17 protein-coding genes and 2 tRNA genes are annotated in these 13817 nt (G+C 68.0%); 14 read left to right on the top strand and 5 right to left on the bottom strand.

Annotated features, from left to right (window positions below; translation table 11 throughout):
- Window positions 1–8: 8 nt before the first annotated feature.
- From urtD to urtA, 4 genes are all read right to left on the bottom strand, one after another.
- Complete coding sequence (urtD, locus tag MFF22_RS13095; RefSeq protein ID WP_370877608.1) at window positions 9–794, bottom strand: urea ABC transporter ATP-binding protein UrtD; 786 nt, start codon at window positions 792–794, stop codon at window positions 9–11.
- 11 nt (window positions 795–805) lie between these two features.
- Window positions 806–1951 (bottom strand): urea ABC transporter permease subunit UrtC, encoded by a 1146-nt coding sequence (urtC, locus tag MFF22_RS13090; RefSeq protein ID WP_238249411.1) that lies wholly within the window; start codon window positions 1949–1951, stop codon window positions 806–808.
- 232 nt (window positions 1952–2183) lie between these two features.
- Window positions 2184–3758 (bottom strand): urea ABC transporter permease subunit UrtB, encoded by a 1575-nt coding sequence (urtB, locus tag MFF22_RS13085; RefSeq protein WP_238249410.1) that lies wholly within the window; start codon window positions 3756–3758, stop codon window positions 2184–2186.
- Window positions 3759–4009: 251 nt separating this feature from the next.
- A complete protein-coding gene (urtA, locus tag MFF22_RS13080; protein ID WP_238249409.1) occupies window positions 4010–5305 on the bottom strand; it encodes an urea ABC transporter substrate-binding protein in 1296 nt (431 codons plus the stop codon).
- Between the two features lie 151 nt (window positions 5306–5456).
- Between urtA and rocF the strand changes: the two genes are divergently transcribed.
- From rocF to MFF22_RS13015, 14 genes are all read left to right on the top strand, one after another.
- Window positions 5457–6422, top strand: coding sequence for an arginase (gene rocF, locus MFF22_RS13075; protein WP_238249408.1), 966 nt, complete (start codon window positions 5457–5459; stop codon window positions 6420–6422).
- Window positions 6419–7273: an urease accessory protein UreD gene (locus tag MFF22_RS13070; RefSeq protein WP_238249407.1), complete on the top strand. Its 855-nt coding sequence runs from the start codon at window positions 6419–6421 to the stop codon at window positions 7271–7273. Before rocF ends, MFF22_RS13070 begins: the two co-directional genes overlap by 4 nt.
- Window positions 7274–7377: 104 nt before the next feature.
- Window positions 7378–7451 (top strand) — tRNA-Cys (locus MFF22_RS13065).
- A gap of 215 nt (window positions 7452–7666) precedes the next feature.
- Window positions 7667–7742, top strand: a tRNA-Asn gene (locus MFF22_RS13060).
- A gap of 253 nt (window positions 7743–7995) precedes the next feature.
- Entirely contained in the window at window positions 7996–8931 is a 936-nt protein-coding gene (locus MFF22_RS13055; RefSeq protein ID WP_238249406.1) for a phage major capsid protein, read from the top strand.
- A gap of 329 nt (window positions 8932–9260) precedes the next feature.
- Window positions 9261–9839 (top strand): head-tail connector protein, encoded by a 579-nt coding sequence (locus MFF22_RS13050; RefSeq protein WP_238249405.1) that lies wholly within the window; start codon window positions 9261–9263, stop codon window positions 9837–9839.
- Window positions 9839–10162: a head-tail adaptor protein gene (locus tag MFF22_RS13045; RefSeq protein ID WP_238249404.1), complete on the top strand. Its 324-nt coding sequence runs from the start codon at window positions 9839–9841 to the stop codon at window positions 10160–10162. The genes MFF22_RS13050 and MFF22_RS13045 overlap by 1 nt, the downstream gene beginning before the upstream one ends.
- Window positions 10159–10737 carry an HK97 gp10 family phage protein gene (locus MFF22_RS13040; protein ID WP_238249403.1) on the top strand — a complete coding sequence of 193 codons (579 nt, stop codon included), beginning with the start codon at window positions 10159–10161 and terminating at the stop codon, window positions 10735–10737. The genes MFF22_RS13045 and MFF22_RS13040 overlap by 4 nt, the downstream gene beginning before the upstream one ends.
- A gap of 2 nt (window positions 10738–10739) precedes the next feature.
- Window positions 10740–10946: a hypothetical protein gene (locus MFF22_RS13035; protein ID WP_238249402.1), complete on the top strand. Its 207-nt coding sequence runs from the start codon at window positions 10740–10742 to the stop codon at window positions 10944–10946.
- Window positions 10943–11377 carry a DUF3168 domain-containing protein gene (locus tag MFF22_RS13030; protein ID WP_238249401.1) on the top strand — a complete coding sequence of 145 codons (435 nt, stop codon included), beginning with the start codon at window positions 10943–10945 and terminating at the stop codon, window positions 11375–11377. Before MFF22_RS13035 ends, MFF22_RS13030 begins: the two co-directional genes overlap by 4 nt.
- Window positions 11374–11820: a phage tail tube protein gene (locus MFF22_RS13025; protein WP_238249400.1), complete on the top strand. Its 447-nt coding sequence runs from the start codon at window positions 11374–11376 to the stop codon at window positions 11818–11820. The genes MFF22_RS13030 and MFF22_RS13025 overlap by 4 nt, the downstream gene beginning before the upstream one ends.
- Entirely contained in the window at window positions 11817–12254 is a 438-nt protein-coding gene (locus tag MFF22_RS13020) for a gene transfer agent family protein (protein WP_238249399.1), read from the top strand. Before MFF22_RS13025 ends, MFF22_RS13020 begins: the two co-directional genes overlap by 4 nt.
- Complete coding sequence (locus tag MFF22_RS24695; RefSeq protein ID WP_283206176.1) at window positions 12251–12385, top strand: hypothetical protein; 135 nt, start codon at window positions 12251–12253, stop codon at window positions 12383–12385. Before MFF22_RS13020 ends, MFF22_RS24695 begins: the two co-directional genes overlap by 4 nt.
- Window positions 12386–12541: 156 nt before the next feature.
- Complete coding sequence (locus MFF22_RS13015; protein ID WP_238249398.1) at window positions 12542–13321, top strand: hypothetical protein; 780 nt, start codon at window positions 12542–12544, stop codon at window positions 13319–13321.
- A 66-nt stretch (window positions 13322–13387) separates the two neighbouring features.
- On the opposite strand, the gene MFF22_RS13010 is transcribed toward MFF22_RS13015, so the two are convergent.
- Entirely contained in the window at window positions 13388–13816 is a 429-nt protein-coding gene (locus MFF22_RS13010) for a DUF2442 domain-containing protein (protein WP_238249397.1), read from the bottom strand.
- Between the last annotated feature and the right edge of the window lies 1 nt (window position 13817).

Here is a 13817-nt window from a genome sequence, read left to right as displayed (position 1 = left end):
CTCGTTCATCACCGCCCCAGATACACTTCGACTACCTTCGGGTCGGCCGAGACAGCGTCGATGGAGCCTTCGGCCAGCACAGCGCCCTCGTGCAGGCAGGTGACCCGGCATTGGAGCGCCCGAACGAAGTGCATGTCGTGCTCCACCACCACCACCGCGTGGTCCCCGGCGATCCGGCGGAGCAACTCGGCGGTCTGAACGGTCTCGGCGTCGGTCATGCCGGCCACCGGCTCGTCCACGAGGAGGAGCTTCGGGTCCTGGGCGAGGAGCATGCCGATCTCTAGCCACTGCTTCTGCCCATGGCTGAGGTCCGCCGCCGGGCGCCCCCGGTGGGGGAGGAGCCCGACCGTGGTGAGGATCGCGTCGATCCGCTCCGCAGCCACCCGGTTGCGCCAGCCGAACAGGGAAGCCGCCGCCGCCCGCGGCCCCTTCAGGGCGAGCAGGATGTTGTCGGCCACGCTGTGGCTCTCGAACACGGTCGGCTTCTGGAACTTGCGGCCGATGCCGAGGTCGGCGATGGCCGGCTCGTCGAGGGCCAGCAGGTCGTGCGTGCCATCGAACAGGGCGATGCCGCTGTCCGGCCTCGTCTTGCCGGTGATGCAATCCATCATCGTGGTCTTGCCGGCCCCGTTCGGGCCGATGATCGCCCGCATCTCCCCCGGCGCCAGGGTCAGGGACAGGCCGCGCAGGGCCTTGTAGCCGTCGAAGGTGACGCGCAGGTCATCGACGTAGAGCAGCGCCCCCGTCACCTTCGATTTGTTGGCCGGCCCGACGGCCGTCGCGGGCGGGTCCATCACGGCGGTGCTCACGAGCCCTGTCCCTCTTCCGCGAGCTTCGGCGCAATCTCCGGCTCCGGCGGCAGCGTCGCCGCCGCCCGCCGGCTGCCGAATTTTTCCATGAGTGTGCCGACGATGCCGCGGGGCATGAACAGCGTGACGACCACGAACAGGGCGCCCAGCGCGAACAACCATGCATCGGGCATAGCGCCCGTCAGAATGGTCTTGGCGTAATTGACGATCACCGCGCCGAGCGCCGCCCCGACGAGGGTGCCGCGCCCGCCGACCGCCACCCAGATCACCGCCTCGATCGAGTTGCCGGGCGCGAACTCGCCGGGGTTGATGATGCCGACCTGCGGCACGTAGAGGGCGCCGGCCACGCCCGCCATCATCGCCGAGACGGTGAAGGCGAGCGTCTTGAAGTGCTCCGGCCGGTAGCCGAGGAAGCGCGTGCGGCTTTCGGCATCGCGCACGGCGATCAGGATTTTTCCGTAAGCCGAGACGGTCATCGCGCGGGCGATCAGGTAGCCGAAGGCCAGCGCGATGCCGGTGGCGACGAAGATGCCGACGCGGAAGTTTTGGGACTGGACGTTGAAGCCCAGAAGATCCTTGAAGTCGGTGAGGCCGTTATTGCCCCCGAGCCCCATGTCGTTGCGGAAGAAGGCGAGCATCAGGGCGTAGGTCATCGCCTGGGTGATGATCGAGAGGTAGACCCCCGTCACCCGCGAGCGGAAGGCGAGCCAGCCGAACAGGAAGGCGAGCAGCCCCGGCACGAGGAGCACCATCAGCGCGGCGAAGGCGAAGTGGTCGAACCCATACCAATACCAGGGCAGGGCCTTGTAGTTCAGGAACACCATGAAGTCGGGCAGAACCGGATTGCCGTAGACGCCCCGGCTGCCGATCTGGCGCATCAGGTACATGCCCATCGCGTAGCCGCCGAGCGCGAAGAACGCCCCGTGGCCGAGCGAGAGGATGCCGCAATAGCCCCAGACGAGGTCGAGGCTGACGGCGAGCAGGGCATAGGCGAGGTACTTGCCGAACAGCGAGACGAGGTAGGTCGGCAGGTGCAGCCCGGAGCCCTCCGGCACGACGAGGTTCAGCACCGGCACGGCGAGGCAGAAGGCCGCCAGCAGGCTGAGGAAGATCGCGCCCTTGAGGTCGATGAGGCGGGTCATAGGGCGTCTCCGGAGGTTCGCATTCCCTCGCCCCGCTTGCGGGGAGAGGGCTTCGGCGACCTTGTCGTCGCCGAAGCGAGGCGGCAGCCGGGGGTGAGGGGGCGACGACGGAAGAGCCTCTTCCGGACGCATCCCCTCACCGTCGCTGCGGCTACGCCTTCGCTTCCCACAAGGACGACGAGGTCCTTGCGGGCCTCTCCCCGCATGGCGGGGAGAGGGGAACACCTGAGCCTCACGATTCCACCGCCCGGCCCTTGAGCGCGAACAGCCCGCGCGGGCGCTTCTGGATGAACAGGATGATGAAGATCAGCAGCCCGATCTTGGCGAGCACGGCGCCGATATACGGCTCGGCGAGCTTGTTCACGACGCCGAGCGTCAGCGCAGCAACGAGCGTCCCCCACAGGTTCCCGACGCCGCCGAACACCACCACGAGGAACGAGTCGATGATGTAGCCCTGGCCGAGGTTCGGCGAGACGTTGTCGATCTGCGACAGGGCCACCCCGGCGATTCCCGCGATGCCGGAGCCCAGCCCGAAGGTGAGGGCATCGACGTAGGGCGTGCGGATGCCCATTGCCGCGGCCATCCGCCGGTTCTGGGTGACGGCCCGGGTCTTCAGCCCGAACGAGGTCTTTCGCAGGACGAAGAGCAGGCCGAGGAACACGGCCATGGAGAACAGGATGATCCACATCCGGCCCCAGGTGACGGAGAGGCCGTAGAAATCGAAGGCGCCGCTCATGAAGGCGGGGGCGCCGACCTCCCGGTTGGTCGGCCCGAAGATGGAGCGCACTGCCTGCTGGAGCACGAGGCTGACGCCGAAGGTGGCGAGAAGGGTTTCCAACGGCCGCCCATAGAGGAAGCGGATGACGAACCGCTCGATCAGCACGCCGACCAGCCCCGCCACGAGGAAGGCGCAGGGGATGCTGATGGCAAGCGACCACGGGAACAGGGCCGGCGCCTTGGTGCGGATCGCCTCCTGCACGAGGTAGGTCGTGTAGGCGCCGAGCATCACCATCTCGCCATGGGCCATGTTGATGACGCCCATCACCCCGAAAGTGATGGCGAGCCCGATCGCCGCCAGCAGCAGCACCGAGCCGAGCGAGATCCCGTACCAGACATTCTGGAGCGCCCCGAGGATCGCAAGCCGAGTCTCGATGGCCGCGATGCCCCGGGCGGCGGCGGCGCGCACCGCCTCGCTCGGGTCGGCGCCGAGGCCGCGCAGGATGCCCATGGCGTCGCCGTCGCCCCGGGCCTGGATCGCGGGAATCGCGGCGAGTTTTTCCGCCTCGGCCGTGCCGGGCTTGGCGAGGAGCACCGCGGCGCGGGCCTCGGTCATCGCCTGCTTGACGGCGGCGTCCTTCTCGTGAGCCAGCGCCGTGTCGAGGGCGGGCAGGGCTGCGGCGTCCCGGGCCTTGAACACGGCATCCGCCGCCTCCCGGCGCTTGGCCGGATCGAGGCTGACGAGGTTCAACTGCCCCTGCGACGCCTCGATGGTCCGGCGGACCCGGTTGTTGGCCCGCACCGGCTTGAGGGCGGGATCGTCCTGCGCCGGGGCGCCGGTCCTGGCATCGACGATTCCGGTTGCCTGCCGAATGAGCAGCGTCTTGTCCGAGGGCCGGACCAGCAGCCGCCCGTCCGACAGGGCCGAGAGGATCACCCCCGCCCGCGGATCGCCGCTCGCCGCGAGCCCCGCGACGCCGGCCTCGATCTCCGCGTAGCCGTCGCCGGCGAGCTGTGCGTAGGGATCGGGCCCCTGGGCGAGCGCGGGGGCAGAGAGGAGCAGGAACAGGAGGGCGAGGAGGCGGGTCATTCGTTTGTCCTCTCGGATGAGCCGAAGCCCTCTCAGGACAGGGCACCGGTACCCCTCTCCCCGCCTGCGGGGAGAGGCCCACGGACACCTTGTCGTGTCCGTGGGAAGCGAAAGCGAAGCCGGAGCGGCGGTGAGGGGGCTTACAGGATGCGACGCCTCCGTCCCGCCCCCTCACCTTCGGCTGCCGCCTCGCTTCGGCGACGACGAGGTCGCCGAAGCCCTCTCCCCGCAAACGGGGAGAGGGATCCCACTCACGCCCCGCCGCACTTCTTGGTCTTGGTGTTGTAGTTGCCGCAGTTGAGCTTCACCCAATCGGCCTCGAGGTCCTTCGAGCCCTCGAGCTGCTTCGACCACGCCTCGCCGGGGATCAGCTTGTCGGTCTTCCACACCACGTCGAACTGACCGTTCGCCTCGATCTCACCGATGAAGACAGGCTTGGTGATGTGGTGGTTGGGGAGCATCGTGGCGGTGCCGCCGGTGAGGTTCTTCTGCTCGATGCCGGGCAGGGCGGCGATGACCTTGTCCGGGTCCGTCGTGCCGGCCTTCTCGACCGCCTTCACCCACATGTTGAAGCCGATATAGTGCGCCTCCATCGGGTCGTTGGTGACGGCCTTCGGGTTATTCTTATAGGCCTGCCACTTCTTGATGAACTCCTCGTTCTCCGGCGTCTTGATCGATTCGAAATAGTTCCACGCCGCGAGGTGCCCGACGAGGGGCTTGGCGTCGATGCCGGCCAGTTCCTCTTCGCCCACAGAGAAGGCGACGACCGGTATGTCGGTGGCCTTGATGCCCTGGTTGCCGAGCTCCTTGTAGAACGGCACGTTGGCGTCGCCGTTGATTGTCGAGACCACGGCGGTCTTCTTGCCGGCCGAGCCAAACGCCTTGATCTTCGACACCTCGGTCTGCCAATCCGAGAAGCCGAAGGGCGTGTAATTGATTAGGATGTCCTCGTCCTTGACCCCCTTGGACTTGAGGTAGGCTTCGAGGATCTTGTTGGTGGTGCGCGGGTAGACGTAATCCGTACCCTCCAGCACCCAGCGCTTGGCGCCGCCGCCATCCTCGGACATCAAGTAATCGACCGCCGGGATCGCCTGCTGGTTCGGCGCGGCCCCGGTGTAGAACACGTTGCGCTCGCTCTCCTCGCCCTCGTACTGGACGGGGTAGAACAGGATGTTGTCGAGTTCCTTGAAGACCGGCAGCACGGACTTGCGCGACACGCTGGTCCAGCAACCGAACACGGCCGAGACCTTGTCCTTGCTGATGAGCTCGCGGGCCTTCTCGGCGAAGAGCGGCCAGTTCGAGGCCGGATCGACCACCACCGGCTCCAGCTTCTTGCCGAGCACGCCGCCCTTGGCGTTCTGCTCGGCGATGAGCATGAGCATCGCGTCCTTCAGGGTGGTCTCGGAGATCGCCATCGTGCCCGAGAGCGAGTGCAGGATGCCGACCTTGATGGTCTCCTCCGCCCGTGCGGCGCCGGTGGCGAGCGCGCTCAGGCTCAGTCCGGCGGCCAGGGCCGCGGCCGAACTCCAGGTCTTCCAAGCTATCACGGTCTACCCCTTTTGGTCTGCACGAGACGAGGCAGCCTTCGCAATGCGCATGCCAGTTTTTTGGGCAGTCCAGGTCTGCCTGCGGGCGTGGTAGAAGAGGCTTCCGATGGGCTACGTCCTGCGGAAACCCGCGACCTTCGATGGAACTCCGATGCGCGATTCCCCCGAGTCCCCGCAGCGCATCGCCCTGATCGGCGCGCCCATCGAGGTGGGCACCAGCGAGCCCGGCGCCCTGATGGGTCCGGCCGCCCTGCGCACCGCAGGCCTCGTGCGGACCCTCAGGGATCTCGGCCACGCGGTGGAGGATCGGGGCGACCTCGCCCCCGCGGGACTCCATCCGGGGGAAACGGGCCTCCCGGCGGTGGCCGCCTGGGCGACTGTGCTGTCGGAGGCGGTGGAGGCGGCCCTGGATGCCGGGGACTTGCCGGTGGCGGCCGGGGGCGATCACAGCCTGTCCCTCGGCTCGGTGGATGGGGCCATGCGCCACTGCGCCCGGGTCGGGCAGCCCCTGAGGGTCCTGTGGCTCGATGCCCATGCCGACTTCAACACCCCCGAGACATCGCCCTCCGGCAACGTGCACGGCATGCCGCTCGCGGCGTTGTGCGGCGAGCCGGGCTTCACGGGCCTGTTCCGTCAGCCCGCCCCGCCGCCCCTCGACCCGCAGCGAGTCCACCTGTTCGGACTCCGCTCTGTGGATGCCGGGGAGCGGGCCCTCGTCCGGGCCCGGCGGGTCGGCGTCACCGACATGAGGGCCATCGACGAGTTCGGCGTCGTGGCGCCCCTGCGCCGGGTGCTGGAACGGGCTGCCGCTGAGGGGGCCCACCTCCATGTCAGCCTCGACATCGACTTCCTCGATCCGTCGGTGGCGCCGGCGGTCGGCACCGCAGTCCCCGGTGGCGCCACCTTCCGGGAAGCACACCTGATCATGGAGATGCTGCACGATTGCGCCCTTGTGCGCTCCCTCGACGTGGTGGAGCTCAACCCGTTCCTCGACGAGCGCGGACGCTCCGCACGGGTGCTGGTGGAGCTGGTCGCCAGCCTGTTCGGACGGCGCATCCTCGATCGCTCGCCCACGATTCCGGAGGATCTGCCTACGGAACAGGCAGGCCGGGCATGAGGGCGATGCCCACGGAAGGGGCAACTCCTGCTGGCCGGCAGCGCTCGGTGGGGACGGTCCGGCTCGCGGTGTGCTCGGTGGGGGAGGCCGGTCCGACCCGCATCGACGACCTCTCGGAGGCCGGCCCCTCGCGGCTGCGCTTCCCCCGGGTCGGCGGCGCGCTTGAGGCCGTGCTGGTCAACACCGCGGGCGGCATTGCCTGCGGCGACGTCTTCCACGTGGGCCTCGACCTCGCGGCGGGGAGCGACCTTGTCTTCACCACCACCGCGGCGGAGAAGGTCTACCGTTCGGACGGCCCCGAGAGCCGGATCGACAACATCGTACGGATCGGCGACGGCGCGCGCCTCGCGTGGCTGCCGCAGGAGACGATCCTGTTCGACCGGGCGCGGCTGCGGCGGCGCTTCGAGGCGGACCTCGCCCCCGGCGCGGCCCTGCTGGCCGTCGAAATCGTCGCCTTCGGCCGCGCGGCGCGGGAGGAGCGGATCGGGGACGGTCTCTTCGTGGACGCGTGGCGGGTGCGGCGGGGCGGGCGTCTCGTCTACGCCGACACGGCCCGACTCGACGGAGCGATCTCCGATCTCCTCGCCCGGGCGGCCATCGGCGGCGGTGCCGGCGCGGCGGCGACCCTGCTCGACGCCTCGCCGGGTGCGGAGGGGCGCCTGGAAGAGGCCCGCGCCCTGCTGGAGGATCTCCATCGGGCGGGGGAGGGGGTGGAGACTGCCGCCAGCGCCTGGAACGGGCATCTGGCTTTGCGGATGCTGGGGCGCTCCGTGGGGCCCGTGCGCGAGCGGATCACGCGGTTCCTGACCCTGTATCGCGGCCTTCCGATGCCCCGGGTGTGGCAGACGTGAATTGAGGGCGTCGCAACCGTTGCCTGCCGGGGTCGACCTCTGCTAGAGACGCGGTCTCCGGGGCCGTCCGCCAGGCCCCGCGCGGCCTGTGCCGCGGACGGTATGGCCTCGTGGCGGAGTGGTTACGCAGAGGACTGCAAATCCTTGTACGGGGGTTCGATTCCCTCCGAGGCCTCCATCCTTCCCTGACAAATTGATCGTGACGCAGACCCCGTCTCAGGGGCCACGTATCCTTCGCGTTGTGTGCCGCAACGCTTCCCACTTGTCCTCTGAACCAGCACTGCCGGCGGATGGCTTTGCCGTGCCCAACCGGCCACGGGCGGTCCGTCGACATTTATCGTCCCAATGGGCTCTTGCGCAGCTCGGCCACCCTGTGTAGAGACAGCTCCGCGATCCCCGATAGCTCAGTTGGTAGAGCAGGCGACTGTTAATCGCCTTGTCGCAGGTTCGAGTCCTGCTCGGGGAGCCATCAAACTTCCAACATCTTCGAAAGTCTCGGCTTTCTGATCTCGCTCCCGCACCGGGTGCTGAGGTGCGGGAATAGCGTTGCCGTCCCAGCGGTCGGCAATCCGGTCGGCGAGCTTCTTTCGGTTGGCGCCGCGCACATTGGTGGCGCTCTCGCGGCTTCCTTCGGCCTACCCGAATCATGCATTGAGCTCGGCCTCCGTCGCGCCGTTCTCGCGCGCAAGACGCCCGGCCAGCGCGTCGCCGAGAGCGAGGCGGTGAAGGCGGCGGGCCAGCGCGGCGACAGCTGGAAGGGCTCCCTCGCCGTCGAGGTCAAGGCGATCACCGCGGCCTCGGCCACGGGCGTGTCGGCCACCACAGCCCTCGTGCCGGCCGACCGGGTCGACGGGAGGGACCTGCCGCGGCGGCCCCTGACGATCCGCGCTCTGCTGATGCCGGGCCGCACCGCGTCGAGCATCATCGAGTATGCCCGCCAGACCGTGCGCACCCTGAACGCGGCGACGGTCGCGGAAAACCCGTCCGCGGCCAAGCCGCAATCGGACATCCAGTGGGACATCACCAACACCAAGGTGGCGACCATCGCCCACTGGATCCCGGCCTCGAAGCAGATCCTGTCCGACGCGCCGCAATTGCAGAGCGAGATCGACGGCGAGTTGCGCTACGGGCTGGAATTCGCCGAGGAACAGCAACTCCTCCTCGGCGACGGCACCGGCACCAACCTCCTCGGCCTGATGCCGCAGGCGACGGCCTATGCCGCCCCGACCGGCGTGACGGTGGCGGGCGAGACGCGGATCGACCGGATCCGCCTCGCCATGCTCCAGGCGACGCTCGCCCTCTATCCGGCGACGGGCCACGTCCTGAACCCGGCCGATTGGGCGGCGATCGAGCTCACGAAGGATTCTCAAGGCCGCTACATCTGGGCGAACCCCGCCGGCCTGATCGGCCCGACGCTCTGGGGCCTGCCGGTCGCCGTCTCCCTGGCGATGCCGCAGAACGCCTTCCTCACCGGGGCGTTGCGCTACGCGGCGCAGATCTTCGACCGCGAGGATGCGGCCGTCCTGATCTCCACCGAGGACCGGGACAACTTCGTGAAGAACATGGTGACGCTGCTGGCCGAGGAACGCCTCGCCCTCGTCGTGCGGCGGCCCCAGGCGCTCATCAAGGGCACCTTCGCGGCCCAGTCCGGCGGCTGATCCCCGCGCGCCTCCTCATCCTCCTGCCCCCTGCTCGTGCCCCCTGCTCGTGCCCCCTGGAGAATTCCGTTTGTCCGATCTCGTCGCCATGACGGCCAAGACCACCTTCCACAATCCCCGCCTGCGCAGCGACAGGAACGGCCTCGTCGAAGCCGGCGACCGGTTCGAGACGGACCTCGCCCATGCGCGGGACCTGCAGCGCCTCGACCATGCCGAGCCGGTCGAATCCCTCGACGGCCGCGAGGATCCGCCGCTGGCGCCCCACATCAGGTGTCGCAACGGGACCTCGACGCCGACCGCCGCCGCCGGGCCGCGCCGGCCGGGCGGCCGTGACCCCCACCGTCGTCGAGCCGCCGCCTGCTCTGCTCACCCTCGCCCAGGTGAAGGCGCATGTCCGTCCGGACACCGACGAGGCCGACGACACCCTGCGCGACCTCATCGCGGTCGCCCAGGCCCATTGCGACGGGCCGGGCGGCTGGCTCGGCGCGTCCCTCGGGCCGCAGATCCTCGAACTCCGTGCGCCGGGTTTCCCCGCCCTCGACGGCGTCCCCCTGCCGTGCGGCCCGGTGAACGGGATCGTCGCGGTGTCCTTCACGGCCCCGGACGGCCGCGCGGCCACCCTCCCGCCATCCGCCTGCCTCCTCGACGGCGACGTGCTCCTGCCCGCGCCCGGCCAGACCTGGCCGGCGACCGCGGCGCGGCCCGACGCGGTGCGCCTGCGCTACCGGGCCGGCTACCCGCCCGCCGCCGATGGCGGTGCCGCCCACGCCGTGCCGCCGCCGATCCTGCAGGCCATGCTGATCATGATCGCGCTGCTCTACGAGAACCGCCTCGGCGACGTCGCCCTCGCTGGGAACCGCGCCGTGGCGGCCCTGCTGGCGCCTTTCCGCCGCTGGGGGAACGGGTGATGGATCCCGGCCGGCTCGACCTGCGGGTCACCTTCCTCCAGCGCCCCGGCGAGGGCCGCGAGCGCGGCGCGTATGAGGCGGCGTTCACCCTCTGGGGGAATTACCGCCAGGAAACGTCCCGCGAGGCCGCCGAGGGCGGCCGGGCGCAGGACGTGGAGAGCGGCACCCTCGTGGTGCGCGACACGGCCCAGTCGCGCACGCTCACCAACGCGGACCGCTGCCTCATCCTCGGCCGGGACTTCGCCATCGAGGGCGTCGGCCTGCCCGACCGGCGAAGCCGCCTGATCCGCCTGCGCGTCTCCTCGCATCTCGGCGGCGCATGAGCCTCGATCTCGGCGACCTCGCCGCGGGGGCCGGCCGCGTCCAGTCCGCCCTCGACATCACCCCGGCGGCCCGGGCCTTCCGCCGGGCGCCGGGCGTGCTGCCGGGCCTCCGGCTCCTCGACGCCGCCGCCGACATCGTCGGCCTCGAACGCCTCTCCGGCCAGATTGCCAAGTACGCGGTGAAGCTGGCGCTGCGCGGCGACCACGCGGCCGAGGCGGCGGCGGCGCGGATGGTGGAGACGATGCGCGGCCGGGTGCCGGTCGATACCGGGCGCCTGCTGCACGGGATCGGCTGGCGCAGGGACGGGTCTCTCATCACCGTGGAGGCGAGCGCCATCCACGGCGCCGCCGACTACGCCCGCCATGTGGAGTTCGGCCACCGGACTGCGGTAGTCGCCGACGCGGCGTTCTTCGCCGCCGACACCCACGCCGCCCTGCATGCGCGGGGCGCGGCGGGGGCGGGCGCGGTGGCGGCCGAGCCGTTCTTCTGGGATGCCGTCCGCGAGGGCCTGGCGCTGTGGCGCGACGGCCTCGCCGACGCCCCCGCGACCGTCTGGACCGAGGGAGAGCCGTGACCATGCCGAAGGTGCGCGTCGGCCGGGACATCGTCGTGCGGGCGAACGATGTCGCGACGGTCATCTACATCGCGCGGCCGGAGCCCTACGAGCGTGTGCCGAGCGCCCATGTGGCGATCATCGAGGCGAGCGGCGCGGGCGAGCGGATCGCCGACGAGGCGCCGCCCGCGCCCGCGCCCGCGCCGAAGCCGATCGATCCCGCGCCGTGACGCCGGAAACCGCCCTCATGGCGGCGATCACCGACCTGCTGGTGGCCGATCCGGCCGTCGCCGCCCTGGTGGCGGGCCGGGTGTTCGACGAGGTGCCGAACGACCGCAAGCCCGGCACGGGCGCGCCCTACATCTATCTCGGCCCGATCAACCGGCAGCGCGTGCCCTTCGACTGCGCCACGGTGTGGCAGATCCGCTGCCGGATCTACGCGGTGACGACGGCCTTCGGGCGCAGCCTCGGCTGGCGCCTCATCGAGGCGATCGCGACCGCCCTCGACGGGAAGGACGCCCCGGCCGTGGCGCTGCCCGCGCCCTTCAGCCTGCAGAGCCGCCTCGACGTCACCCAGGCGGGCGACGTGATCGATCCCCTGGCCCCGAAGGCGCTGTTCCTCGACCTCACCACCACCATCGCCAAGGACGCGGCCCCATGAGTTCCCCCGATCTCCTCGCCGGCAACCGCTTCCGGGTGCTGCGCTCGGCCGGCGGCGCGCCGGAGACCTTCACCTTCCTCTGCATCGCGCAGACGAAGACGCTGACGCAGACGAACACCTTCGAGGACGCGACGGTGCCCGATTGCGACACGCCGCTGGCGATCCCGAACCGCAAGAGCATCCTGACCTCGCGCGGCTGGAGCGGCCGGCTGGCGGGCGTGGCCGACGCCAAGCGCTTTCAGGACCTGCAGGCCGACGCGAATGCCGAGACGCCGCACCGCTACCAGTTCCTCATCGACAAGAGCGCGGCGCAGGGCGGCGGCACCTACACCGGCGCGGTGTTCTTCGAGAGCCTGGAACTGACGAGCCAGAACAACGGCCTCGTGAACTTCACGGCGCAGTTCCGGGGCGACGACGCCCTCACCTGGGCGGCGGCGGCGTGACCGGGGCCGTCACCGGCCGCACGGTGGTCGATGCCGACTTCGCCGGCCAGCGCCGCCGCTTCCAGCTGCGCCTGGGCGAGATCGGCGAACTGGAGCGCCTGACCGGCGCGGGCATCGGCGCGATCCTCCTGCGGATCGCGAGCCATCAGTTCTCGGTGCGGGACGTGTGGGACACGATCCGCCTCGGGCTGGAGGGCGGCGGCACCTCGGCCGTGGAGGCGAGCGCCCTGGCGCTGCGCTACCGCGACGCGCCGCTGATCGACTTCCTGCCGCTGGCCGGGTCCATCGTCGCGGCGGCGGTGAACGGCGTGACGCCGGCCGCGCCGGGAAAACCGGCGACGGAGGGGAGCGACACCACCGCCCCGGCGACCTCTCCGTCTTCTACGCCGCCGGGGCCGCCGCCGGCTGGACCCCCGAACACGTGGACCGCATGACGCTCCCCGCCTTCCATGCGGCGCTCGATGGGCTCGTGCGGGCGCATGGGGGCGGGGAGGCGGGGCCGAATGTCAGCGCGGAGGAGTTCGCGCGGGTGTTGGCGGAGGAGATGGCGGCGGGGCGGGCTTAGACATATCAATATGCATCTGGTATCTTTGAAATAATTATTAATATCAATATAGCGCGTGTACTGAGACGACTTTTATTTTATTAGTAATTTAAGATGCCGAAATAATGAAGAATATACCTGAAACTTAGCTTCGTTAATAAATAATTTATGATTATAATGAACCAATCCAGGTTCATAAAAATAAGTTTTCAAGAGTTAATATTGGAGGAAAAAGGTTTGTTTAAAAACTTAACTAAAATATTATGGAATCTGACCAGCTGCGATCATCAGAAGATCGAGCGTATATATTGGTTATTTTCTCTAATGATTGCCGCCCTTGCCACCAGCGCGGCTTTCGCTGCTGCATATTATACTTTCAACGCATATGTAGAAGCTGCCCGACAGGCAGGTATCGCTCAAAAAGCTTTAGATAGCTCTACTAGGCCTTGGCTCTTCATTGATCGCCTTGCACTGGAAGGACCTTTGGTCGTACAGCAAGGGAATGTTTCTCTGAAAGTAAAGGCCGTAATGAAAAACTATACTCAATCGCCAGCCCTTGGAGCAACGCTTGTAGCAAAGCTTCAGCAGATCCGACCCGGATTTAACTACCCACAGAAAGAAACGAAAACGATCTGTAATGAATTTAGAAACGATACAATGTTGAATTCATCTGTTATAGCAAACGAGTCAACTCTATCATGGCCTGCAGCCGCGACCAAAACAATTGATCGGAATGGTCTGTTTCCTTCTGCGAAAAGCGATAAAAAGTATACTCAGCTCTCGCTGGTTTGCTGTCTGAACTATTTCGGACTGGATGGCAAGTCACATCAAACGGCAGTTCATGCCCAAATATCAAACAACCAACAAAGCATCTTCTTCGATCCCGACCAAGGGACGTTTGAGCCAAATGATATAAATATGAATATCGATTATATGATTCCGAACGATTCCAATTGACAAGATTCAATTGATAAATAAGTTCAGAGCAGTACATCTTCAGGTCTATGACTTAAACACACGAAGTCAAGCCGCCGCCGAGTGATCCAACCCAATCGCCGCCAGCCGCACCGTCTTCGGCAGCAGATGCGTCCCGCCCTCGTAGTACCGCCACATCCTCGGCGAGACGCCCAACGCCGCCGCCGCCTCGGCTTGGCTCAGTTTCGGTGAACGCCCCAGGCGCCACGCCTTGAGCCACGCCGCGCCTTGCTCCAGGGCGAGGCGCCAGAGCGTGTCGGTCGCAATCTCCATGTCGTCGGTCCAATGGGCGTTCCAGCCCCATTCGCCGACGCGGACTTGGCTGAACGCGGCAGGGTCGTCCCGCAGGGGCGCGAACACCGCGTAGGCGTCGAGATGGGCGCCGACATCCACCGGCGTCTCCGTCCCGTTCTTCCACGTCACGATGAGGGTGCGGCCGGAGGCTGGCCGGATCGCCTTGATGCTCTGTGCGTCCACG

Source organism: Methylobacterium persicinum (assembly GCF_022179525.1).
Classification (GTDB): Bacteria; Pseudomonadota; Alphaproteobacteria; order Rhizobiales; family Beijerinckiaceae; genus Methylobacterium; species Methylobacterium persicinum.
Note: the sequence above shows the minus strand (reverse complement) of the source record. Positions and strands in the feature narration are given on the sequence as shown.